Raw genomic sequence first — 24,000 nt, 5'->3', positions numbered from 1 at the left:
GTCGGGGACGGGGTGGTACGGGGGAGCGGGAACGACTGCGCCGGAACGGGTTCGGCGGCGGGCCGGGGGCACTGTGCCCGCGACCCGCCGCCGGTGCCGTCAGATACCGGCCTTGACCTTCGTCGTCCACTTCAGGCCGGTGGGCGCCGGGATGTCCGTGGCGCTGATCCGGCTGCGGAAGACCCAGTAGGTCCAGGACTGGTACACCAGGACGATCGGGGTCATGATCACCGCGACCCACGTCATGACCGTCAGGGTGTTCTGCGTCGACGAGGCGTTGCTGATCGTCAGGTCCGCCGCGTCGTTGATGTGGAGCACGGCCGGGTAGAGCGAGCCGAAGAGCATGACGACCGCCATCACCGTGACGACGCTCGTGAGCACGAAGCCCTGGCCCTCCTTACCGGCCCGGGCCGAGAGCACGACGCCGACGAGGGCGACGGCCGCGACGGCCACGACCGCCCAGGTCCAGGTCTTGCCGTAGGCGAGCTGGGTCCAGATCGCCCAGACCGCACCGCCGGCGAGCACCGGCACCGAGAGCGTCGCCGCGAGCTTCATGGCGCGCTGCTGGATGTCACCGGTCGTCTTGAGGCCGAGGAACAGCGCACCGTGGAGCAGGAACAGCAGGAGCGTCACGGCGCCGAAGAGCAGGCTGTACGGGTTGAGCGCGGCGAGCAGCACCGCGAACGGGCCCTTCTGGACGGTCGCGACGTCGACCCCGTGGAGCAGGTTGCCGAACGCGACGCCCCACAGCAGCGAGGGCAGGTAGGAGCCGACGATGATCGCCCAGTCCCACTTGGCGCGCCAGCCGTCCTCGTCGATCTTGCCGCGGTACTCGAAGGCCACGCCGCGCAGGATGAGCGCGACGAGGATGAGCAGCAGCGGCAGGTAGAAGGCGGAGAAGAGGGTCGAGTACCAGAGCGGGAACGCCGCGAAGGTCGCGCCGCCGGCGGTGAGGACCCAGACCTCGTTGCCGTCCCACACCGGGCCGATGGTGTTGATCATCACGCGGCGGTCGTTCTCGCTCCTGCCGAGGATCGGCAGGAGCATCCCCACGCCGAAGTCGAAGCCCTCGAGCACGAGGTACCCGACCCAGAGCACCGCGATGAGGCCGAACCAGATGATGCGAAGTGTGTCGATGTCCACGTCAGACTCCTGGTCTTCGTTTCGCGGCGCGGGTCAGTAGGCGAAGGCGAGGGGCTTGTCCTCGTCGGAGGACTCGCTCGTCTCGACCTCGGGGGCACCAGCGGTGGCGTAGCGCTTCATGAGGCCGTACCAGACGACCGCGAGGGCGCCGTAGAGGCCGGTGAAGACGATCAGCGAGAGCGCGACCGACGGGACGTCGACGTACGGCGAGACCGCCGAGGCCGTCGTGAGCCGGACGTTGCCGTCACCGGTCGGGTTCGGGGCGACGATCCAGGGCTGGCGGCCCATCTCGGTGAAGATCCAGCCGGTGAGGTTCGCGAGGAAGATCGTGAACGTCGCGACGAGCGAGAGCTTGCCGAACCAGGGCGCCGTCGGGACGCCGCCCTTGCGGGTGTACCAGATGCCCGCGAGCGCCAGCACGCCGGCGAAGGCCGCGAAGCCCATCATGAGCCGGAAGTTCCAGTAGGTCACCGGCAGCGAGGGGATGTAGTTGCCGGGGCCGTACTTCGCGGAGTACTCGGCCTGCAGGTCGTTGACGCCCTTGAGGGTGCCGTTGAAGTCGCCGGTCGCGAGGAACGACGTCCCGCCGGGGATGGAGACGTTGGTGACGTCGCAGCTGTCCGCGCCGACCGCGCCGACCGCGAAGATGCTGAAGCCGGCCCCGGTCTCGGTGCTGCACAGCGCCTCGGCGGCGGCCATCTTCATCGGCTGCTGCTGGAACATGAGCTTGGCCTGCTGGTCGCCGGAGAGCGCGACGCCGACGGCCGAGACGACCATGACGACGAGCGCGAGGCGCATCGCCGGGCGGTACAGCTGGGCGCCCGCGAGGTCGCCCGCCCTGGCGTTGCGGACCATCTGCCAGCCGGCGATGCCCGCGACGAACGTGCCCGCCGTGAGGAAGGCCGCGGTGACGGTGTGCGGGAAGGCCGCGAGCGTCGTCGGGTTCGTCAGGACGTCGACGATGCTGTCGAGCTCGGCGCGCTTGGTCTCCGGGTTGTACTTGACGCCGACCGGGTGCTGCATGAACGAGTTCGCCGCGATGATGAAGTACGCGGAGAGGTTCACGCCGATCGCCGCGGCCCAGATCGTCGCGAGGTGGACGCCCTTGCTCAGGCGGTCCCAGCCGAAGATCCACAGGCCGAGGAAGGTCGACTCCAGGAAGAAGGCGAGGAGCGCCTCCATCGCGAGCGGCGCACCGAAGACGTCGCCGACGAACCGGGAGTACTCGCTCCAGTTCATCCCGAACTGGAACTCCTGGACGATGCCGGTCACGACGCCGATGGCGAAGTTGATGAGGAACAGCTTGCCGAAGTACTTCGTCAGACGCAGCCACCGCTCGTCCCCGGTGCGGTACCAGGCGGTCTGCATCATGGCCGTCATCGCTGACAGGCCGATGGTCAAGGGCACGAAGATGAAGTGGTAGACGGTCGTGATGCCGAACTGCCACCGTGCCAGATCGAGTGCGCTCACAGCTGCTCCCGGTACGCGTCACGGTGCCGGCGACCGCCGGCCCACGATCGAAAGTAGGGGTGGCACCCGGTGCCTCCTCGGGACCTGAGTCCTGAGGAATCGGCGTCCTGAGCGATCTGACCCACATCGTGACCCAGCAGGGTCCCGGGCGGGCCGACTCGTTACCGTGTGTTCATGACGGACCGACCTGCCACGCCGGGTGCGCCGGTGCCCAAGCCGGGCCCGCACCTCGCGGGTGCCCTGCGCCGGCCCCCGGGCCAGGTCGACGAGCGGGTCCGGACCGGGCGGGTGCGGCTGGAGGCCTTCGTCTCCGGCACCGTCCAGGGGGTCGGGTTCCGCTGGTGGACCCGTTCGCGGGCCCTCGAGCTCGGGCTCGTCGGGACGGCCACCAACCTCGCCGACGGCCGGGTCGAGGTCGTCGCCGAGGGGCCGCGGCAGGCCTGCGAGAAGCTCCTCGAGCTGCTGTCCGAGCAGCCCCCGCGGGACCCGCCGCCGCGCGCGCCGCGCTCCTGGTACCGCCGTCCCGGGCTCGTGCTCGACGTCGAGCACGACTGGCGGGACGCCGCGGGCGACCTCACGGGGTTCCGCGAGGCCTGACCCGGGCGCGCCCTGGCCCGCCGCGCGGGAACGGGACGGACCGTCTCGAACCGGACATGCGCGCCGTCCGTCGTGATGTGGCCGGACGGCGATCGGCGGGCCTGTAGGGTGGCGAGCACCTTCCCCGGCGCTCGTCGCGCCGACCGCCCGGACCGCGGTCGGGACGCTGCACCGCAAGACCAAGCCGTCGTCGAGGAGACTCCGCGTGCACCTGAAGAGCCTCACCCTGAGGGGCTTCAAGTCCTTCGCGTCCGCGACGACCCTGCGGTTCGAGCCGGGGATCACGTGCGTCGTCGGGCCGAACGGCTCGGGCAAGTCCAACGTCGTGGACGCCCTGAGCTGGGTCATGGGCGAGCAGGGGGCCAAGAGCCTGCGCGGCGGCAAGATGGAGGACGTCATCTTCGCCGGCACCTCCGGCCGCCCGCCGCTGGGCCGCGCCGAGGTCGCGCTGACGATCGACAACACCGACGGCGCCCTGCCGATCGACTACGCCGAGGTGACGATCTCGCGGACGATGTTCCGCTCCGGCGGCAGCGACTACGCGATCAACGGCAGCCCGTGCCGCCTGCTCGACATCCAGGAGCTGCTCTCCGACTCCGGCATCGGCCGGGAGATGCACGTCATCGTCGGCCAGGGCCAGCTCGACGCCGTGCTCCACGCCTCGCCCGAGGACCGCCGCGCCTTCATCGAGGAGGCGGCGGGCGTCCTCAAGCACCGCAAGCGCAAGGAGAAGGCGCTCCGCAAGCTCGACGCGATGCAGGCCAACCTCACGCGCGTCTCCGACCTCACCGCCGAGATCCGCCGCCAGCTCAAGCCGCTCGGCCGGCAGGCCGAGGTGGCCCGCCGGGCGCAGGTCGTCCAGGCGGACCTGCGCGACGCCCGGGCCCGGATCCTCGCCGACGACCTCGTGCAGCTGAGCACGACGCTCGAGGCGGAGGTCGCCGACGAGACCGCGCTGCGGCAGCGCAAGGAAGAGGTCGAGGCCGAGCTCGTCGCCGGCCGTGAGCGGCTCGCCGAGCTCGAGGAGACCGCGGCGTCCGCGGCCCCGCGGCTGGCCCGCGCGCAGGAGACCTGGTACCGGCTGTCGAGCCTGCGCGAGCGGATCCGCGGCACCGCCAGCCTCGCCGCCGACCGGCTCCGGATGCTCGCCGAGGCCGAGCCCGAGCGCCAGCCCGGCCGTGACCCCGAGGAGCTCGAGGCCCAGGCCCGCGCCGTCAAGGAGCAGGAGGACGCGCTCGCCGAGGAGGTCGCGGCCGCCCGCGAGGTCCTCGACACGTGCGTCGAGGCGCGGCACGACGCCGAGAAGGCGGAGGGGGACGAGGAGCGCCGGATCGTCGCGCTCCAGCGCGCGGCCGCCGACCGGCGCGAGGGGCTGGCCCGGCTCGCCGGCCAGGTCGCCGCGCGGCGCAGCCGGGTCGAGGCCGGCGACGAGGAGCTCGAGCGGCTCACGACGGGGATCGTCGAGGCCGAGGAGCGCGCCGAGGCCGCGCAGCAGGAGTTCACGGCGCTGGAGTCCCAGGTCGCCGGGCACGAGGCCGGCGAGCAGGGGCTGGACGCCGAGCACGAGGCGGCCGCCGCGGCGCTCGCCGAGGTCGAGGCCGAGGTCGAGCAGCTCCAGCAGACCGACCGGGACGCCGAGCGCGACCGGGCGACGTGGTCGGCCCGCAAGGAGGCCCTCGAGCTGGGCCTGCAGCGCAAGGACGGCGCCGGGGCGCTGCTCGCGGCCAGCGACCGCCTGTCCGGCGTGCTCGGCTCCGTCGCCGCCCTGCTCCAGGTCGACAGCGGCTACGAGAACGCGGTCGCGGCCGCGCTCGGCGTCGCTGCGGACGCCGTCGTCGTCGAGGACGCCGGCCGGGCCGACGCCGCGCTGCGCCTGCTCAAGGACGACGACGCCGGCCGGGCCGCCGTCCTCGTCGCGGGTGCGCCGCGCCCCGCACCGGGTCAGCGCCCCGCGCTGCCCGCCGGGGCGCGCTGGGTCCGCGACCTCGTCCACACGCCCGCCGCGCTCGAGGGTGCCGTCGACCGGTTGCTCGCCGACACCGCGGTCGTCCCCGACCTCGACGTCGCGCGCGCCTTCGTCGACGCCCACCCGGGCACGAGCGCCGTGACCTTCGCCGGTGACGTCGTCACGGTCGGCCTGCTCCAGGGCGGCTCGGCGTCCGCGCCGTCCCTGCTCGAGGTCCAGGCCGCCGTCGACGAGGCGGCGGACAAGGTCGCCGACGCGGTCCGCCGGGCCGAGCAGGCCCGGTTCGCCCTCGCCGGGGCGACGGCCCGCCGGGACGCCGCCGTCGAGCGCGTCGAGGCGGCGCTCGACCGGCTCCACGAGTCCGACGCGCGGCTGTCCGCCGTCGCCGAGCAGCTCGGGCACCTCGGCTCCACCGCGCGGGCCGCGCGCGCCGAGGCCGACCGCCAGCGCAAGGCCGTCGTCGCCAAGCAGGAGGCGCTCGCCGCCGACCGGGAGGCGCTCGCCGAGCTCGAGGAGCGGCTCGAGGTCGCGCAGGAGAGCACGGACGACGAGGAGCCGTCGACGCAGGACCGCGACCGGCTCGCCGCCGCCGCGACCGCCGCGCGCTCCGCCGAGATGGAGGCCCGGCTCGCGCTGCGCACGTGCGAGGAGCGCGCCCGTGCGCTGTCCGGCCGGGCCGACTCGCTGCTCAAGGCCGCCGCCGCCGAGCGGGAGGCCCGGGCCCGGGCCGTCGCCCGCGAGGAGCGCCGCCGCAAGCAGGCCGTCACCGCGCGCGCCGTCCTCGCCGGGGCCGAGTACGCGCTCGGGCTGCTCGACTCCTCGCTGACCCGGGCCGACCAGCTCCGGCTCGCGGCCGACGAGGAGCGCCGCACCCGCGAACGCGAGCTGCAGCAGTGCCGGGGGCACGTGGGCCGGCTCGCGGAGGAGCAGTCCCGGCTGCTCGACTCGGTGCACCGCGACGAGGTCGCCCGCGCCGAGCAGCGCGCCCGGATCGAGAACCTGCGCCAGCGCGCGGTCGACGAGCTGGGCATCGAGGCCGACATCCTCGTCGAGGAGTACGGCCCGCACCAGCCCGTCCCGCCGTCACCGCTCGCCCCCGGCGAGCCCGAGCCCGCCGAGCCGCCGCTGCCCGCGCCGTTCGACCGGGCCCAGCAGGAGAAGCGGCTCAAGGCCGCGGAGCGGGCGCTCGCCCTGCTCGGCACGGTCAACCCGCTGGCCCTGGAGGAGTTCGCGGCGCTCGAGGAGCGGCACAAGTTCCTCACCGAGCAGCTGGAGGACCTCAAGGCGAGCCGGCGCGACCTCCTCGACATCGTGAAGGAGGTCGACGAGCGGGTCGAGCAGGTCTTCACCGAGGCCTACCACGACACCGCGCGTGAGTTCGAGGGCGTGTTCTCCCGGCTCTTCCCGGGCGGCGACGGCCGGCTCGTGCTCACCGACCCGTCGGACATGCTCACCACCGGCATCGAGGTCGAGGCCCGCCCGCCGGGCAAGAAGGTCAAGCGGCTGTCGCTGCTGTCCGGCGGCGAGCGCTCGCTCACCGCCGTGGCCCTGCTCGTCGCGATCTTCAAGGCGCGGCCGAGCCCGTTCTACGTCATGGACGAGGTCGAGGCCGCGCTCGACGACACGAACCTCGGCCGCCTCATCACGATCTTCGAGGAGCTGCGCGAGTCGAGCCAGCTCATCGTCATCACGCACCAGAAGCGGACGATGGAGGTCGCGGACGCGCTCTACGGCGTGACGATGCGCGGGGACGGCGTGACGACGGTGATCTCGCAGCGGCTGCGCGAGGAGCAGCCGGCCTGACCCGTCGCGCTCACCGACGGGTGCCGGTATGCCCGGTCCCGTCCTGCGCGACCGCGAATAGTGACATCTGATCTTGTTATGCGCACCATAAGTCCAGATAACGATGCGGTCACAGGTTGCGGTGCGTAGCGGGCCCCGGTCGGCGACCTTGTCGAGGTATGGGGCAGGCTAGGGGGGTGACTGCTCTGCTTGTGGGACTTCTTGTCTGTGTCGGTGTCGCGGTAGCCGTGATCGTCGTCGTCGCCCTTCCGCATCTGCGTGAGGGGGCGCCGCTGCTCACCCCGGAGGGGGAGCGGCTCGCCGAGGAGGCCCGCCGCAAGGCGGCCCGGGCGGCCGGTGCGGCGGCGGGGACGGCGGGCGCCTTCAAGGACAAGGTCACCGAGAAGGTCACGAGCCGCGACGAGGCCCCGGTCGCGCAGGCGCCCGCGCAGCCCGCCCCCGCACAGCCGGCACCCGCGCCGCAGCCGGTCGCCGGGCCGCCGCGCCAGGTCGCCTCGGCCGCCGCGACGCCCGCGCCGGGCACCCCGCGCGTCTCCGGGGCCCCGGTCGAGGAGCCGGCCGAGCGGCAGCGCGTGGAGAACACGAAGCGCTGACCGTCGGCCCGCTCGTGACCCCGGTCCGGCGGCCGGGGCCGGATGACGACAGAATCGTCCGGTGACAACCGCCGAGTACACCTTCCTCGCCCTCGCGGCCGTCGCCGTCGTCCTCATCGCCGGGGTGTCGGCCCTGCTCGTCCGGGGCCGCCGGCGCCCGGACGCCCTACCCGGCTCAGGGTCGGGCGGGGACGGCACCGACGTGCAGGGCCGCCCGTCGGGCGACGCCCTCGCGCCGGACGCCGCGGACGGCACGCCCGCAGGCCCGGTCCTCGTCCAGGAGCCGGTCCCGGCCGAGCTGCTGACCGGCGACGAGCTGCCCGAGTTCGAGCGGCCGGCGCCCGCGCAGGGCCGGCTCGTCCGGCTGCGGGCCCGGCTCGCCCGCTCGAACAGCGCCCTCGGCCAGGGGCTGCTCGCCCTGCTCTCCCGCGAGCGTCTCGACGAGGCGACGTGGGAGGAGGTCGAGGAGACCCTCCTTCTCGCCGACGTCGGCGCGGGCCCGACGGCCGAGCTCGTCGACCGGCTCCGGGAGCGGGTCACCGTGCTCGGCACCCGCGAGCCCGCCGAGCTCAAGGCGATGCTCCGGGCGGAGCTGCTCGCCGCGGTCGCCCCCGAGATGGACCGCACGCTCGCGACGACCCGGCACGACGGCCGGCCGGCCGTCGTCCTCGTCGTCGGTGTCAACGGCACCGGCAAGACGACGACCGTCGGCAAGCTCGCGCGGGTGCTCGTCGCCCAGGACAAGACCGTCGTGCTCGGCGCCGCCGACACCTTCCGGGCCGCGGCCGCCGACCAGCTCTCCACGTGGGGCGAGCGGGTCGGCGTCCCCACGGTGCGCAGCGACCGGGACGGCGCGGACCCGGCGTCCGTGGCCTTCGACGCGGTGAAGGTCGGGATCGAGGTCGAGGCGGACGTGGTCCTCGTCGACACCGCGGGCCGGCTGCAGAACAAGGTCGGCCTCATGGACGAGCTCGGCAAGGTCAAGCGCGTCGTCGAGAAGCACGGCCCCGTCGACGAGGTGCTGCTCGTCCTCGACGCGACGACCGGGCAGAACGGCATGCAGCAGGCGAAGGTCTTCTCCGAGGTCGTCGACGTCACCGGCATCGTGCTCACCAAGCTCGACGGGACGGCGAAGGGCGGCATCGTCGTCGCGGTCCAGCGGGCGCTCGGCGTGCCGGTGAAGCTCGTCGGCCTCGGCGAGGGGGCCGACGACCTCGCGCCGTTCGAGCCGGAGGCGTTCGTCGACGCGCTGCTCTCCTGAGCGGTCCGCCGGCCACGCTCGTAGCGCAGAGAAGTCGGTCAATCACGCGGAGTTCCCACACGGCGGGTGGATCAAGGGCATCCTAAGGTCGCGATAACCCGTGCACGGCCGCTCTCGCGGCGGTGGACGGCAGATGAACGAGGGTGCTCCCATGTGCCCCGAGCGGCGCCCCGGGTGCCGCCCCGACGCGAGGAGGACCTGCGGCGATGCTGGGCGTGGCGGCACCGGCGACCACCCTGTCCGTGTTCCCCGGGGCCCTGGCCGCGGTGACGACGAGCACCCCGTCGGCGCCCGAGCCCGGTGCGGTGCTCGTGCACCTGGTCATCGACCTGCTGGCGGTCGGCCTGCTCGTCGGGGTGGCCTACCGGCACCGCCGTGCCGACCGGGGGATGGCCTTCGCCCTCGTCGTCCTCAACGTCGGCCTCTTCGCGACGCTCGTCGCGATCACCGGTGAGGCGTTCTCGACGAGTGCCGGCTTCGGCCTGTTCGGGATGCTCTCGCTGATCCGGCTGCGCAGCGCCTCGTTCACGACGCCCGACATGGCCTACACCTTCCTGGCGCTCGTGCTGGGCCTGGTGACCGGGCTCGTCCGGCTGCCGCTGTGGCTGACCCTCGGCGCCTGCGCGCTGCTCGTCGTCCTCGCCGTCGTCGGCGACCGGCCGGGCCGGGCGTCCGCCGCCGAGGGCTCCCCGGACGCCGTGCCGGCGCCGCTGCCCGTCGCGCCGGCCGTTCCCGCCGTCCGCACCCGCAAGGTCGACGTCGTCCTCGACGGTGCCTTCGGGACGGTCGCCGCGGCCCGGGCCGAGGTCGAGGCCCGGCTCGACGTCGACGCGCTCGACGTCGTCCTCGACGAGGTCGACTACGTCCGTGAGGTGACCCGGGTCCGGGTCCTCGTCGCCGTGCCGGCCGGCGAGCCCGCCCCGGTCCAAGACCTGCCGCCGTCCGCCGCACCGCAGGGGTTCGTGCCCTACGAGCACCACGAGGAGTACGCGCAGTACGCCGCGTACGGCGTCCCGGCCGACGTCGACCCGACGGTCGCCGCCGCACGGCTGCCGCTGCAGCTCCCACCGCCGCAGGACCTGCTGTCCGCGCCGTGGGGGCGGCCGCGCACCCGGCAGCCGGAGCCCGGCCGGCGGGCCCGCAGGCTGGGCGCGACCGGCGAGGTCGACGTGCGCGGCCACGCCGGGGCACCGGGGCTCTCCCGGCTGCTCGGGCCGGTCGACCCGCGGTGACCGTCCTCGTCGAGACGGCCCAGGGCGACCGCGTGCTCTCCGTGCTGGACCTGTGGCGGCTGCGCACCGCGACGCTCGCCGAGGTCGACGCCGCCGCCGCGCTCCAGACCCGGGTCGACCGCAAGTACCTCGTGCCTGCCGAGGTGGCGCAGACGCTCGTCGGCGAGCTCGCGGGCAGCCACCACGTGCTGTCGGTCAAGGGCCGGGTCAGCACGAGCTACGCGAGCACGTACTTCGACCTGCCCGGCTTCCAGTCCTACCGGGCGCACGTCCAGGGCCGGCGGCGGCGCTGGAAGGTCCGCACCCGGCTCTACGTCGAGGACGGCCTGTGCCGGCTCGAGCTGAAGACGAAGGACAACCGCGGCCAGACCGTGAAGGTGGCCCACACCCAGCCGGCGCCCGCGTTCGGCACGTTCACCCAGTCCGGCCGCGGGTTCCTCGCCGACCGGCTCGCGTCGGAGGCGCTCGCCGTCCCGGTCGGGGAGCTGCGGCCCGGCGTCCGCATCGACTACGCCCGGGCGACCCTGTGCGACCTCGACGGCGGCACCCGGGTGACGGTCGACGGCGGGCTCGTCGCGAGCCTGCGCGGCCGGGTCGTGCGGATCTCCCCGCACCACGTCCTCGTCGAGACCAAGGGCGGCCTGCGGCCCGCGCCGGCCGACCTCCTGCTCCTGCGGCACGGCGTCCGCCCGACGTCGGTGAGCAAGTACGGCGTCACGCTGTCGATGCTCGAGCCCGGCCTGCCCGCGTCACCCTGGCGCCGGCTCGCGCGCCGGCACTTCTGCGTCGACCCGGTGTGACCCGACGCACGACACCCTGCGTCACACGGTCGGCTCCTGCGTGACGGTCGGTGGCGAACGGGGGACGGAGCACGGCCCGTAACCCAGAGTTCACGACCGGGCCGCGGGCGTCACCTGCTCGAAATACTCCGCGCCTCCGGGTGAAACGCCCCGACGACACCTTGTTCCGCGAAGCCCGCCTCATCGTCGCGGCGGCACAGTCGAGTTCCTTCACCCGGCCCGCGGCGACAGCGTCCCGCGGCCAGACATCTCAAGGGGTGCGGATGGATACCGGAGATACCGCATGGGTCCTGGCGAGCGCAGCGCTCGTCCTGCTCATGACTCCCGGTCTGGCTCTCTTCTACGGCGGCATGGTCCGCACGAAGAGTGTCCTCAACATGATGATGATGAGCTTCGGCGCTCTGGCTCTGATCAGCGTGCTCTGGGTCCTGTACGGCTACTCGATCGCCTTCGGTGACGACCTCGGCGCCGGTCTCGTCGGCGACCCGACGCAGTTCATCGGCCTCAAGGGCCTGCTCGGCGACTCGAACCTCGTCTTCACCGTTCCGGCGATGGCGTTCGTGGCCTTCCAGGCCGTCTTCGCCATCATCACCGTGGCGCTCATCTCCGGCGCCATCGCGGACCGGGCCAAGTTCGGCACGTGGATGGTCTTCTCCGGCATCTGGGCGACGATCGTCTACTTCCCGGTCGCGCACTGGGTCTTCGCCTTCGACGGCGCGACGGCCGGCGAGGACAGCGTCGGCGGCTGGATCGCCAACCGCCTCGGCGCCATCGACTTCGCCGGTGGCACCGCCGTCCACATCAACGCCGGTGCGGCCGGGCTCGCCCTCGCGCTCGTCCTCGGCAAGCGGATCGGCTTCGGCAAGGACCCGATGCGTCCGCACAACCTGACGCTCGTCATGATCGGCGCGGGGCTGCTGTGGTTCGGCTGGTTCGGCTTCAACGCCGGCTCCGCCATCGGCGCCAACGGCATCGCCGCGGTCGCCTGGGTCAACACGATGGTCGCGACGGGCGCCGCGGCGCTCGGCTGGCTCATCACCGAGAAGCTGCGTGACGGTCACGCCACCTCGCTCGGCGCCGCGTCCGGCGTCGTCGCGGGTCTGGTCGCCATCACGCCGTCCTGCTCGAGCGTGAACCCGGTCGGCGCGATCCTCCTCGGCCTCGTCGCCGGTGTCGTCTGCGCCTTCGCCGTCGGCCTCAAGTACAAGCTCGGCTACGACGACTCGCTCGACGTCGTCGGCGTGCACCTCGTCGGCGGTATCTGGGGCACCCTCGCCGTCGGCTTCCTCGCCACGGCGGACGCCCCGGCGGGCGTCGACGGCCTGTTCTTCGGCGGCGGCGTGAGCCAGCTCGGCAAGCAGGCCGTCGGGGCCGGTGCGGTCCTCGTCTACAGCTTCGTGGTGACCTACATCCTGGGTCTCATCCTGCAGAAGACGATCGGCTTCCGGATCGACACCGAGGACGAGGTCTCCGGTATCGACCTCGCCGCCCACGCCGAGTCGGCGTACGACCTCGCGTCGTCCAGCACGGGGACCTTCCGGCCCACGTCCGGTTCGGTCAGCGTCACCAGCCAGGAGGTGCCGGCATGAAGCTGCTCACGGCGATCATCAAGCCTCACAAGCTCGACGAGGTGAAGGCCGCTCTCGAGGCCTTCGGTGTCCAGGGCATGACGGTCAGCGAGGCGAGCGGCTACGGTCGCCAGCGTGGCCACACCGAGGTCTACCGGGGTGCGGAGTACACCGTCGACCTCGTCCCGAAGGTCCGGCTGGAGGTCCTCGTCGACGACGCGGACGCCGCGGACGTCGTGGAGGTCGTCGTCAAGGCCGCGCAGACCGGCCGGATCGGCGACGGCAAGGTGTGGACGACCCCGGTCGACGACGTCGTCCGGGTCCGCACCGGGGAGCACGGCGTCGACGCGCTCTGACGAGCGTCCGGCACCACTCCTGACGCACCGCCGCGCCCGGTCCAGGGCGCAGGACCGGGCCCGCTCCCCACGTGGGGGCGGGCCCGGTCCCGGCACCGGAGCTGTCCGTGCAGAACCGACACCGGAGGACTCCCGCGCATGACCTCGCTCGGCCAGACCTCCGCGGCAGGTGCCGCACCCCGCGACCTCCGCAACGAGCGCCTCGCCCTCGCCGTCCGCTCCACGGCCCCGGGCCCGGTCCGCCGGGAGGCGTTCACCCGGCTCGTCGAACGTGCGATGACCACCGCCTGGGTCGACGCCCTCGGCACCCAGCTGCCCGGGGTCACCGGTGCCGCCGCGGGCACGACCCGCCGCACCGGCCGCCCCGACCCGGTCACCCCGCCCGGCGGGATCAGCGCGACCCCGCCCGAGGGCGTCCCGGTCGCCGTCGGCACGCAGATCGCGCCCGGCCCCGAGGGCGTCGCGCTCGCCGTCGTCGGCAGCGTCGCGCGCCGGGACGCCGGCCCCGTGAGCGACCTCGACCTCGTCCTCCTGCACGACGGGCGCAGCCTGTCGACCGCCCAGGTGTCGGCCCTCGCCGACGCCCTCTGGTACCCGCTGTGGGACGCCGGGCTGCGCCTGGACCACTCGGTGCGCACGCCCGCCCAGTGCCGTGACGTCGCCGGCAACGACCTGTCGGCGGCGATCGGGCTGCTCGACCTGCGCGCGCTCGCCGGCGACGCGAGCCTCGTCGTCCGCACCCGCGCGGCCCTGCTCGGGGACTGGCGCGGCGGGATCCGCCGCCGGCTGCCCCAGCTGCTGGAGTCCCTCAAGGAGCGCCGCCAGCGCTTCGGCGACCTGCCGCACCTGCTCGAGCCGGACCTCAAGGAGTCCCGCGGCGGGCTGCGCGACGTCACCGTGCTCCGCGCCCTCGCCGCGAGCTGGGTGACCGACCGGCCGCACGGCGCGGTGGACGCCGCGCACGAGACGCTGCTCGACGTCCGCGACGCGCTGCACGCGGTGACCGGGCGCTCCGTCGAGCGGCTGCTGCTCGCCGAGCAGGACGCCGTCGCGGTCGCGTGCGGGCTCCAGGACGCCGACGACCTGCTCGCCGCGACCTCCCAGGCCGGCCGGACGATCGCGCACGCCGTCGACACGACGGTGCGCCGGGCCCGGCAGGCCGTGCCGACCCGGCGGCTGCGCCCGGGCCCGCGCCGGCCCCGGCTGCGCCCGCTCGGGCACGGCCTCGTCGAGCACGACGGCGAGATCGTCCTCGGCGTCGGCGTGCGGCCCGAGGAGGACGCGATCCTGCCGCTGCGGGCCGCGGCGACCGCCGTCCGGGCCGGGCTGCCGCTGTCCCCGGTCACCGTCGAGCACCTCGCGAAGGACTGCCCGCCGCTGCCGGAGCCCTGGCCGTCGGCGGCCCGGGACGCCCTCGTCGAGATGCTCGCGGGCGGCTCCGCGCTCGTCGGCGTCTGGGAGTCGCTCGACCTCGCCGGGCTGACGACCGCCTGGGTCCCGGAGTGGGCGGGGGTGCGCAACCGGCCGCAGCGCAACGCCGTCCACCGGCACACCGTGGACCGGCACAGCGTCGAGGCGTGCGTCGAGGTGACGCGTTTCCTGCGGGACGTCTCCCGGCCCGACCTGCTCGTCCTCGCGACGCTGCTGCACGACATCGGCAAGCTGCCGGGGGCGCTCGACCACTCCCTGGTCGGTGCGCCGCTGGCGTTCCGGGCCGCCCGGCGGATGGGGGTGACCGGGCCCGACGCCGAGATCGTCGAGCGGCTCGTGCGCGAGCACCTCACGCTCGTCGAGCTCGCGACCCGCCGCGACCCGGACGACCCGCGCACCGTCGAGGCGCTCGTCGCCGCGGTCGACGGCCGGGCCGACATCCTCACGATGCTCCGGGCGCTCACCGAGGCCGACGCGCTCGCCGCGGGGCCGGCCGCCTGGTCGGCGTGGCGGCAGCGGCTCGTCGACGACCTCGTCGAGCGGGCCCGGACGGCGCTGCGCGGCGAGGAGCCGCCCGGCCCCGCGCCGATCACCGACGCCGAGGCCGCGCTCGTCTCCTCCGTCGTCGCCGACGGCCGGCCCCGGGTCGCGATCAGCGGGCTCGACGAGCTGCACGCGGTCACCGTCGTCGCCGTCGACCGGCCCGGGCTCATGGCCGACATCGCCGGCACCCTCGCGGCCTTCCGGCTCACCGTGAAGTCCGCGCTGCTGCGGACCGTCCCGACGACCGAGGACGGCCCGGACGTCGCGGTCGACACGTGGTGGGTCGACCCCGGCCCCTCCGAGCTGCCCACGCCCGCGACCCTGGAGACGGCGCTGCGCCGGCTCGGCGAGGGCGACCAGTCCGTCCTCGCACCGCTGCACCGGCGCGACGCCGGCTACAAGGCCCTCGGCCGGGCCGCCGAGCGGCCGCGGGTCGTCCTGCTCCCGGGGGCGTCGGCCGACGCGACCGTGCTCGAGGTGCGGGCCGCCGACCGGCCCGGGCTGCTGCACGCGGTCGGGACGGCGCTCGCGGGCGTCGGGGTCGACCTGCGCTCGGCGCACGTCGCGACGCACGCCGGCCAGGCGGTCGACGTCCTCTACGTCGGCGAGCCCGGCGGCGGGATGCTCGCACCGTCCCGGGTCGCGGCCGCCGTCGCGGCGCTCGTCGACGCGGGGACGATGCCCGAGGCGTCCTGACCCGCTGCACCTGCCGCACCCGCCGCACCTGCCGCACCCGCCGCCCGTCGGGACCCGGCCGCGGGAGGTCGGGGCCGCCGTCCGGTTAGGCTGGACCGGGGACGTTCCCGTCCCCGCACCCCCGAAGACGTCCAAGAACCCTGCGAGGCCCTTTCGTGTTCGCCACGCTGTCCGACCGCCTCTCCGCGACGTTCAAGAACCTGCGCGGGAAGGGCCGCCTCACCGAGGCCGACGTCGACGCGACGATCCGCGAGATCCGCCGTGCCCTGCTCGACGCGGACGTCGCCCTGCCCGTCGTCAAGGACTTCTGCGGCAAGGTGCGCGAGCGCGCCGTCGGCGCCGAGGTGTCGCAGGCGCTCAACCCGGCGCAGCAGGTCGTCCAGATCGTCCACGACGAGCTCGTCGCCGTCCTCGGCGGCCAGACCCGGCGGCTGGAGTTCGCGAAGAACCCGCCGACCGTGATCCTCCTCGCGGGTCTGCAGGGTGCGGGCAAGACGACGCTCGCCGGCAAGCTCGGCCGCTGGCTCAAGGAGCAGGGGCACACGCCCGTCCTCGTCGCGTGCGACCTGCAGCGCCCCAACGCCGTCGACCAGCTCAAGGTCGTCGCCGAGCGGGCCGGCGTCGCAGTCTTCGCGCCGCACCCGGGCGCCTCGTCGTCCGGCCAGGCGGCGAATCCGGCCGCGGGCCCGGCCGACCCGGTCGCCGTGGCGCGCGACGGCGTCCGGTACGCCACGGACAAGCAGTACGACGTCGTCGTCGTCGACACCGCCGGCCGGCTCGGCGTCGACGCCGAGATGATGCAGCAGGCCGCGGACATCCGGGACGCCGTCCTGCCGGACGAGATCCTCTTCGTCCTCGACGCGATGATCGGCCAGGACGCCGTCGCCACGGCGACCGCCTTCCGGGACGGGGTCGGCTTCAGCGGCGTCGTGCTCTCCAAGCTCGACGGCGACGCCCGCGGTGGTGCGGCGCTGTCCGTCGTCGGCGTCACCGGCCGCCCGGTCATGTTCGCCTCGACGGGGGAGAAGCTCGAGGAGTTCGAGCTCTTCCACCCCGACCGGATGGCCTCGCGCATCCTCGACATGGGTGACGTCCTCACCCTCATCGAGCAGGCGCAGAAGGCGTTCGACAACGACCAGGCCGAGGCGATGGCGGCGAAGTTCGCCGCCGACGAGGACTTCACCCTCGACGACTTCCTCCAGCAGATGGCCGCCCTGAAGAACATGGGCTCGCTGAAGAAGATGCTCGGGATGCTGCCCGGCATGGGCGAGATCCGCGAGCAGCTCGAGAACTTCGACGAGCGGGAGATGGACCGCGTCGAGGCGATCATCCGCTCGATGACGCCGCAGGAGCGCCGCCAGCCGCGGATCCTCAACGGCTCCCGCCGGCTGCGCATCGCGCGCGGCTCCGGCGTCCAGGTGAGCGACGTCAACCAGCTGCTCGAGCGGTTCACCGACGCGCAGAAGATGATGCGCCAGATGCGCAAGGGCATGGGCGGCATGCCGGGGATGCCGGGCCTGCCGGGCATGGGCGGCGGCAAGAAGGCCCGCGGCAAGACCGCGCCGCCGCCGCGCAAGGGCAAGGCGAAGTCCGGCAACCCGGCCAAGCGCGCCCAGCAGGAGCGCGAGGCCGCGCAGCGGGCGCTCTCCGGGCCGCAGCAGCCGGCCGGTGCGCCGGGCAGCGCGTTCGGGCTCGGCGGGGGAGCGGCGCCCGCGGCGTCCGAACCGTCGAACCTCGAGCTGCCCCCGGGGTTCGACAAGTTCCTCGGGCGCTGACGGCGGCCCGCGCCCGGCTGCGGTCCGCCCCCGGCGCGTCAGCCCCGGAAGCCGTCCGTGCAGCGATGGGTGCATCGTTGCGGGCGCCCGGACCCCCGTCGTGATGCACCCATGGGTGCACGGCGGGGGCGCGGCCCGCCCGCACCGGCGACGACCAGCAGTGCACCGCCGCGACGGCGTGTCGCCCGGACGGCCCGGGTAGGTTCCACGGCCATGTCGGACGACGTGCTCCATCTGCGAGGTCATGTCCTGGTCGCGCCCGACGAGGAGCGGCCCGAGGCCTGGGTCGTCGGCGGGCGGCTGACCTACGAGCCGCCTGCGGCCCAGGGCGCCGGTCGCACCGTCGACCTCGAGGGCTGGGTGCTGCCCGGACTCGTCGACGCGCACTGCCACATCGGGATCGACGCCGACGGCGGCGTCGACGACGCGACGGTCGAGCGGTTCGCCACCGCCGACCGGGACGCCGGCAGTCTGCTGCTGCGCGACTGCGGCTCGCCGGTCGACTACCGCTGGGTCGACGAGCGGGAGGACCTGCCGGTCGTCGTCCGGGCCGGCCGGCATCTCGCCCGCTCGCGGCGGTACATCCGCGGGCTCGGGCACGAGATCGAGCCGGAGGACCTGCCGTCGTACGCCGCGGCGCAGGCGAAGGCCGGCGACGGCTGGGTCAAGCTGGTCGGCGACTGGATCGACCGGGCGACCGGCGACCTCGCGCCGTGCTGGCCGCGGGAGGCGCTCCAGGCCGCGATCGAGGCCGCGCACGCCGAGGGCGCCCGGGTCACGGCGCACTGCTTCGGCGAGGACTGCCTGCCCGACCTCGTCGAGGCCGGGATCGACTGCATCGAGCACGCGACCGGGATGAGCGACGTCATGGCGGGCATCGCCGCGGCCCGCGGGGTCGCGATCGTCCCGACCCTGGTGAACATCGCCAACTTCCCCGAGTTCGCGGCGGCGGGCGAGGAGAAGTTCCCGCTCTACGCCGAGCACATGCGGGCCCTGCACGCCCGCCGGTACGACACCGTCGCGCTCGCGTACGAGGCGGGCGTGCCGGTCTTCGCCGGCACGGACGCCGGCGGCTCGGTCGGGCACGGGCTGCTGGCCCACGAGGTCGCCGAGCTCGTCCGCGCCGGGCTGCCGCCGACCGCCGCGCTCGACGCCGCCTGCTGGGGCGCCCGGTCCTGGCTCGGCCGCCCCGGGCTCGAGGAGGGCGCGCAGGCCGACCTCGTCGTCTACGCCGCCGACCCGCGGGAGGACGTCGGCGTGCTCGCGCACCCGGCGCGGGTCGTGCTCCGCGGGAAACCGGTGGCCTGAGCACCGTGCGCCCTGCGACGGTCAGGACGTGAGCGGCAGCCCCGGTGCGACCGGTCCGACGGCGGACCTGCTCCTCGTGCTGCACCCGGAGCGTCCGCTCGTGCTCGACGCCGTGCCCACGGTCGCGGACGACGCGCAGTACCCGGACTGGGGCGACCTGCTCGCCGCGGCCGCCGCGCTCTGCACGGACGGCGCGTGGCCGTACGGGCCCGTCCGGGTCACCGCCGCCGGCCGGGTCAGCGTCGCCGTCGCCCGGAGCGAGCGGGTCGCGGACGGCGCCGCCTGGGTGCCCGCGCCGTCGTCCGGGCTGCCCGGCCCGGTCCGGGACGCCGTCCGCGCCGTCCTCGACGAGGACGCGGGGCACGCGGCGGTCGACGCGCGCCGGGTGCCGTGGATGCGCCGCGGCTGGTGGGACGAGGCGACCTCCTGGGTCGACGACGTGCTCGCGGCGGCCGGCCGGGCGCCCCGGACGGCGGCGCTGCGGCCGGTCGTCGTCGGGTCCATCAGCGCGGTCGCCGAGGTCACGACCGCGACGGGCGTGCTGTGGCTCAAGGCGGTCCCGGGGTACTTCGCCCGGGAGCCCGCCCTCGTGCCGGCGCTCGCGGACGCCCGTGCGCGGGGGACGACGGGCGGCACCCCGCCCCCGCAGGTGCCGCACGTGCTGGCGTCCCGGGACGACGGCCCCGCCGGCGCCCGGATGCTCACGACCGACGCCGGCCCGGTGCCGGACGACGTCCTGCCCGGTGAGCGCGAGCGGCTCGGCGCCGGGCTCGCCCGCCTCCAGGTCGCGACCGCGCCGCACCTGGCCGGGCTGCGCGACCGCGGCCGGCTCGACGACCGGTCGCCGGAGGGTCTCGCCGCCGGGCTCGCCCGGGTCGTCGAGGACGGCGCCGGGCTCGGGATGCTCGACGCCGACGAGCGGGCCCGGCTGCGCGCCGTCGTCCGGCCCTGGCAGGACCGGTTGCGCGCGCTCGGGTCGTCGGGGCTGCCGCCGGTGCTCGTGCACGGCGACTACCACCCGTGGAACGTCGCCCGTCGCCCCGGCTGGGCGGACGGCGAGGAGGTCGCCATCGACTGGACCGACGCCGCGCACGGCGTCGTCGGGCTCGACCTCGTGCCGGTCGCCGGGATGCGCGCCGACCCCGCGGGCCGGGTGCCGGTCGTCGAGGCGTACGCCCGGGCGCTCGCCGAGGGGTTCGGGCGTCCCGGGGCCGACGTCGCGGCGGCGGTGGACGCCGCGCTGCCGGCGGCCTGGGTGGTCCAGGCGCTCGCGTACGAGACGATCTGCGCGTCCTCGGAGCCGATGGTCCGCTGGGAGCACGAGCGAGGACAGCCGACGGCGCTGCGCGGGCTGCTCGCCGCCGGGGTCTGAGGCGCTCCCGGCCTGCGGCGGACCGTGGTCCGGGGCACCGCCCGACCTCTGGCAGAATGGACGACCGTACCCGTCTGTCCGCGGACCCTCTCACCGCTCTCGGACGTGTCCTCGAGCTCGCCGGCGCACCCGGTCCCCACCCGGTGCAGACGCGGCTCACCCCCACAGAAGCAGGAGTGACCACACCCGTGGCCGTCAAGATCCGTCTCAAGCGTCTCGGCAAGATCCGGGCGCCGTACTACCGCATCGTCGTCGCCGACTCGCGCGTCAAGCGTGACGGTCGCGCGATCGAGGAGATCGGCAAGTACCACCCGACCGAGGACCCCTCGTTCATCGAGGTCGACCGGGAGCGGGCGCAGTACTGGCTGAAGGTCGGCGCGCAGCCGACCGAGCAGGTCGAGGCGATCCTCAAGATCACCGGTGACTGGCAGCTGTTCAAGGGGCTCCCGGGCTCCGAGGGCACCCTGCGCGTCGCCGCGCCGAAGGCCGACAAGAAGGCCGTCTTCGAGGCCGCCGCCAAGGAGTCCATGGGCGAGACCGCCAAGGACGGCGCGACCACGCCGAAGAAGAAGCCGGCCAAGAAGGCCGCCGCCGCTGCCGAGCCCGAGGCCCCCGCGGCCGAGGCCCCGGCTGCTGAGGCCCCCGCCGCCGAGGCCCCCGTGGCCGAGGAGACGTCGGCCCAGACCGAGGCCGCGGCGGACGCCACCCCGGCCGAGGGCTGACCGTGCTGAGCGAGGCGCTCGAGCACCTCGTCCGCGGCATCGTCGGCAACCCCGACGACGTCCAGGTCCGGAGCAAGCCGCTGCGCCGCGGCACGCTGCTCGAGGTCCGGGTGCACCCCGAGGACCTCGGCCGCGTCATCGGCCGGGCGGGCCGGACGGCGACCGCGCTGCGGACCGTCGTCAAGGCGCTCGCCGACGGCAAGCCGATCCGGGTCGACGTCGTCGACGTGGACCGCGGCCGCTGAGGTCACGCGCAACCGCACGACGCGACGACCCCGTACCGCACACGCGGTGCGGGGTCGTCGCGCATCCGAGTCAGCATCACGAACAGCATCAGGACCGGCATCAGGACCAGCAGCGAGCAGGAGCAGGAGGAGCAGTGCGACTCGTCGTCGCCCGGATCGGGCGCGCCCACGGCATCCGGGGCGAGGTGACCGTCGAGCTGCGGACCGACACCCCGGACGACCGCTTCTACCCCGGCGCCGACCTCGTCGTCGTCCCGCCGAAGGGGCCGGCCGCCCGTGGCCTGCCGAAGACCCTCACGGTCGAGACCGTCCGCGACCACAACGGCACCTTGCTCCTCACCTTCGAGCAGGTCCACGACCGGACCGCGGCCGAGGCGCTGCGCAACGTGCTGCTCGAGGCCGAGGTGCCCGACGAGACCGGTGAGGACGACGCCTGGTACACCCACCAGCTCGTCGGCCTGCGCGTCCTCGACCCGGCGGGCACCGAGCTCGCCACGGTCGTCTCGCTCGAGCACGGCCCGGCGCAGGACCTCCTCGTCGTGCGCCGCCCGGACGGCGCCACGCGCTACGTGCCGTTCGTCACCGCGCTCGTCCCGACGGTCGACGTCAAGGGCGGCTTCGTCGTCGTCGACGCCCCCCGGGGGCTGCTCGACGACGGGGACGACGGGGCCTGAGCCGTGCGCGTCGACGTCGTGACGATCTTCCCCGAGTACCTCGAGCCGCTCGGGCTCTCGCTCATCGGCAAGGCCCGGCAGGCCGGGATCCTCGACGTCGTCGTCCACGACCTGCGCGAGGCCACGCACGACCGGCACCGCACCGTCGACGACACCCCGGCCGGCGGCGGTGCGGGGATGGTCATGAAGCCGGAGCCGTGGGGCGAGGCGCTGGACGCCGTCCTCGCCGCCGGGCCGTCGTCGTCGGGACCGGGGGAGCGGCCCGTGCTCCTCGTGCCGACGCCGTCCGGCGAGCGGTTCAGCCAGCCGCTGGCCCGTGAGCTCGCGACGCGGGACCACCTCGTCTTCGCCTGCGGCCGCTACGAGGGCATCGACGAGCGGGTCGTCGAGGACGCCGCCGAGCGGTTCGACGTCCGGCTCGTCAGCCTCGGCGACTACGTGCTCAACGGCGGGGAGGTCGCCGTCCTCGCGATCGTCGAGGCGGTCGCCCGGCTGCTGCCCGGTGTCGTCGGCAACGCCGAGAGCCTCGTCGAGGAGAGCCACGAGGACGGCCTCCTCGAGTACCCCGTCTACACGAAGCCGGCGACGTGGCGGGGCCGCGAGGTGCCCGCCGTCCTCATGTCCGGCCACCACGGCCGGATCGCCCGCTGGCGGCGGGACGAGCGGCTGCGCCGGACCGCTCGCCGCCGGCCGGACCTGATCGCCGGGCTCGACGTCGGCACGCTCGACCGGCACGACCTCGCCGTCCTCGCCGAGGAGGGCTGGTCCGTCGTCGAGCGGGACGGTGCGGGGGAGCCCGGCCGTGACGACCGCCGATTTCTGGCCCGCGCCGTCGCTGTGGCAGACTGATCTGCTGTGCCGCCGGTCGGCCGCGCCCTGCCACAGGGGGGCGTCGTGCCACGAACCGGGCCCCGCAAGGGGACGGCGCACCGAGAACACCCGAGCGCGGCGACCGCCGCCACCACGACCTGCGCGGATGACCTGTGGCACCTGCGGGAGAGCGACACACCATGCATCTTCTGGACGCACTCGACTCGGCATCGCTGCGGACCGACGTCCCGGCCTTCCGCGCCGGCGACACGCTCAAGGTTCACGTCAAGGTCGTCGAGGGCAGCCGCTCCCGCATCCAGGTCTTCCAGGGCGTCGTCATCCGGCGCTCGGGCGGCGGCGTCCGCGAGACGTTCACCGTCCGTAAGGTCAGCTTCGGCGTCGGTGTCGAGCGGACCTTCCCGGTCCACTCGCCGATCATCGACCACATCGAGGTCGTGACCCGCGGTGACGTCCGTCGCGCGAAGCTCTACTACCTGCGTGCGCTGCGTGGCAAGGCCGCGAAGATCAAGGAGAAGCGGGACGCGCTTCCCACCCGCTGAGCGACACGCCACGCCTCCCCTGCCCGCAGGGTGGTGACGTAGGCTCGTCGACGTGGATGCCGACCGGACGAGGCGCATCGCCTCCCGGGACGCGTCCCGGAGCGACATGACGGCCGACGTGGTGGCCGACGACCCTCTGGTCGCCGGCCCCCGCGCCGGCCGTCCGTCGTCGTGGGCCGAGGGTGGCCGCGCCGACCAGAACGACGACGAGGACGCCGACGAGCATGCCGACGGCCCGGTCGGGCCCGCCCTGCGCGTCCTCGGCTGGGCGCTCGCCGTCGCGGTGAGCATCGCCCTGGTGCGCGTGCTGCTCGTCCAGTCGTTCGTCATCCCCAGCACGTCCATGGAGCCGCTCCTCGAGCCCGGCGACCGGGTCGTCGTCTCCCGGCTCGGCGCCGTCGTCGGCACGGTGCAGCGCGGCGACGTCGTCGTCTTCGACGGCCGCGGCGTCTTCGAGCCCGCCGCCCCGCCGGCGTCCTCGCCGGTCGCCGCCGCCGGGCGTGCGGTCGCCGCCGCGCTCGGCGCCCCGGTCGGGGAGTCCGACTACGTCAAGCGCGTCGTCGGCCTGCCCGGCGACCGGGTCGTCTGCTGCGACGCGGCCGGCCGGGTCAGCGTCAACGGGACGGCGCTCGACGAGCCGTACGTCGCCGCGGGCGACGTCCCGAGCGACGTGCCGTTCGACATCCGGGTCCCGGCCGGGCGGCTGTTCGTCCTCGGGGACCACCGCAGCGAGTCCGGCGACTCCCGCTCCCACCTCGGCGACCCCGGCGGCGGCACCGTCCCCGTCGACCACGTCGTCGGCCGTGTCGTCGCGGTGTGGTGGCCGTTCGACCGGGTCGGCGGCGTCCCGCGGGCGACGTCCGGTGCGGCCGCCCCGACCGTCCCGGCACCCCCGGCGACCGCCGCGGGAACCCCGTGAGGGCCGGCCCCGGCCCCGGGGGCAGGCCGCAGCGCGACGTCCGCAAGCCGCAGGCCCGGCACGCCGCGCACGGCGGCGACGAGGAGCCGAAGGAGTACAAGGACCCCTACGGGCTGCTCGCCCCCGACGGGGCGCCGGACGCCGCCCCGGTGTACC

Annotated in this window: 20 protein-coding genes; 18 read left to right on the top strand and 2 right to left on the bottom strand. The window is 74.7% G+C overall.

Annotation, left to right across the window (positions count from 1 at the left end):
* Window positions 1–99 precede the first annotated feature (99 nt).
* A complete protein-coding gene (gene cydB, locus ECOMGDLI_RS13910) occupies window positions 100–1,143 on the bottom strand; it encodes a cytochrome d ubiquinol oxidase subunit II (RefSeq protein WP_088317421.1) in 1,044 nt (347 codons plus the stop codon).
* Between the two features lie 33 nt (window positions 1,144–1,176).
* On the bottom strand, window positions 1,177–2,613 hold the full coding sequence (locus tag ECOMGDLI_RS13905) for a cytochrome ubiquinol oxidase subunit I (protein WP_088317420.1): 1,437 nt from the start codon (window positions 2,611–2,613) through the stop codon (window positions 1,177–1,179).
* A 240-nt stretch (window positions 2,614–2,853) separates the two neighbouring features.
* Between ECOMGDLI_RS13905 and ECOMGDLI_RS13900 the strand changes: the two genes are divergently transcribed.
* The 18 genes from ECOMGDLI_RS13900 (at window position 2,854) to lepB (ending at window position 23,844) form a co-directional block, all read left to right on the top strand.
* Window positions 2,854–3,210, top strand: a complete 357-nt coding sequence (locus tag ECOMGDLI_RS13900; RefSeq protein ID WP_369812748.1) for an acylphosphatase — start codon at window positions 2,854–2,856, stop codon at window positions 3,208–3,210.
* 205 nt (window positions 3,211–3,415) lie between these two features.
* Window positions 3,416–6,979, top strand: a complete 3,564-nt coding sequence (smc, locus tag ECOMGDLI_RS13895) for a chromosome segregation protein SMC (RefSeq protein WP_088317419.1) — start codon at window positions 3,416–3,418, stop codon at window positions 6,977–6,979.
* A 227-nt stretch (window positions 6,980–7,206) separates the two neighbouring features.
* Window positions 7,207–7,572, top strand: coding sequence for a hypothetical protein (locus ECOMGDLI_RS13890; protein WP_088317418.1), 366 nt, complete (start codon window positions 7,207–7,209; stop codon window positions 7,570–7,572).
* 61 nt (window positions 7,573–7,633) lie between these two features.
* Window positions 7,634–8,833 (top strand): signal recognition particle-docking protein FtsY, encoded by a 1,200-nt coding sequence (ftsY, locus tag ECOMGDLI_RS13885; RefSeq protein ID WP_088317417.1) that lies wholly within the window; start codon window positions 7,634–7,636, stop codon window positions 8,831–8,833.
* 206 nt (window positions 8,834–9,039) lie between these two features.
* A complete protein-coding gene (locus ECOMGDLI_RS13880; protein ID WP_088317416.1) occupies window positions 9,040–10,065 on the top strand; it encodes a DUF4956 domain-containing protein in 1,026 nt (341 codons plus the stop codon).
* Entirely contained in the window at window positions 10,062–10,865 is an 804-nt protein-coding gene (locus ECOMGDLI_RS13875) for a polyphosphate polymerase domain-containing protein (protein WP_088317415.1), read from the top strand. The genes ECOMGDLI_RS13880 and ECOMGDLI_RS13875 overlap by 4 nt, the downstream gene beginning before the upstream one ends.
* A 263-nt stretch (window positions 10,866–11,128) precedes the next feature.
* Window positions 11,129–12,454: an ammonium transporter gene (locus ECOMGDLI_RS13870; RefSeq protein WP_088317414.1), complete on the top strand. Its 1,326-nt coding sequence runs from the start codon at window positions 11,129–11,131 to the stop codon at window positions 12,452–12,454.
* Entirely contained in the window at window positions 12,451–12,789 is a 339-nt protein-coding gene (locus tag ECOMGDLI_RS13865; RefSeq protein ID WP_088282569.1) for a P-II family nitrogen regulator, read from the top strand. Before ECOMGDLI_RS13870 ends, ECOMGDLI_RS13865 begins: the two co-directional genes overlap by 4 nt.
* Before the next feature lie 138 nt (window positions 12,790–12,927).
* On the top strand, window positions 12,928–15,459 hold the full coding sequence (locus ECOMGDLI_RS13860) for a [protein-PII] uridylyltransferase (RefSeq protein ID WP_233153451.1): 2,532 nt from the start codon (window positions 12,928–12,930) through the stop codon (window positions 15,457–15,459).
* A gap of 155 nt (window positions 15,460–15,614) precedes the next feature.
* On the top strand, window positions 15,615–17,234 hold the full coding sequence (gene ffh / locus ECOMGDLI_RS13855; RefSeq protein WP_088317413.1) for a signal recognition particle protein: 1,620 nt from the start codon (window positions 15,615–15,617) through the stop codon (window positions 17,232–17,234).
* Between the two features lie 213 nt (window positions 17,235–17,447).
* Window positions 17,448–18,542, top strand: a complete 1,095-nt coding sequence (locus ECOMGDLI_RS13850; RefSeq protein ID WP_088317412.1) for an amidohydrolase family protein — start codon at window positions 17,448–17,450, stop codon at window positions 18,540–18,542.
* Between the two features lie 28 nt (window positions 18,543–18,570).
* Entirely contained in the window at window positions 18,571–19,914 is a 1,344-nt protein-coding gene (locus ECOMGDLI_RS13845) for a phosphotransferase (RefSeq protein WP_088317411.1), read from the top strand.
* Between the two features lie 188 nt (window positions 19,915–20,102).
* A complete protein-coding gene (rpsP, locus tag ECOMGDLI_RS13840) occupies window positions 20,103–20,636 on the top strand; it encodes a 30S ribosomal protein S16 (RefSeq protein ID WP_088317410.1) in 534 nt (177 codons plus the stop codon).
* Between the two features lie 2 nt (window positions 20,637–20,638).
* A complete protein-coding gene (locus ECOMGDLI_RS13835; RefSeq protein WP_088282579.1) occupies window positions 20,639–20,881 on the top strand; it encodes an RNA-binding protein in 243 nt (80 codons plus the stop codon).
* A 134-nt stretch (window positions 20,882–21,015) separates the two neighbouring features.
* The gene (gene rimM / locus ECOMGDLI_RS13830; protein WP_088317409.1) at window positions 21,016–21,555 is read left to right on the top strand and encodes a ribosome maturation factor RimM; all 540 of its coding nucleotides are present in this window, start codon (window positions 21,016–21,018) and stop codon (window positions 21,553–21,555) included.
* A gap of 3 nt (window positions 21,556–21,558) precedes the next feature.
* Window positions 21,559–22,404 (top strand): tRNA (guanosine(37)-N1)-methyltransferase TrmD, encoded by an 846-nt coding sequence (trmD, locus tag ECOMGDLI_RS13825; RefSeq protein ID WP_088317408.1) that lies wholly within the window; start codon window positions 21,559–21,561, stop codon window positions 22,402–22,404.
* A gap of 161 nt (window positions 22,405–22,565) precedes the next feature.
* Window positions 22,566–22,925 carry a 50S ribosomal protein L19 gene (gene rplS / locus ECOMGDLI_RS13820; RefSeq protein ID WP_088317407.1) on the top strand — a complete coding sequence of 120 codons (360 nt, stop codon included), beginning with the start codon at window positions 22,566–22,568 and terminating at the stop codon, window positions 22,923–22,925.
* Between the two features lie 106 nt (window positions 22,926–23,031).
* Entirely contained in the window at window positions 23,032–23,844 is an 813-nt protein-coding gene (lepB, locus tag ECOMGDLI_RS13815; RefSeq protein ID WP_088317422.1) for a signal peptidase I, read from the top strand.
* Window positions 23,845–24,000 lie beyond the last annotated feature (156 nt).

The sequence above is a fragment of the Kineosporia sp. R_H_3 genome, assembly GCF_002198675.1.
Lineage (GTDB): Bacteria > Actinomycetota > Actinomycetes > Actinomycetales > Kineosporiaceae > R-H-3.
This window is presented reverse-complemented; position numbering and strand designations above follow the sequence as displayed.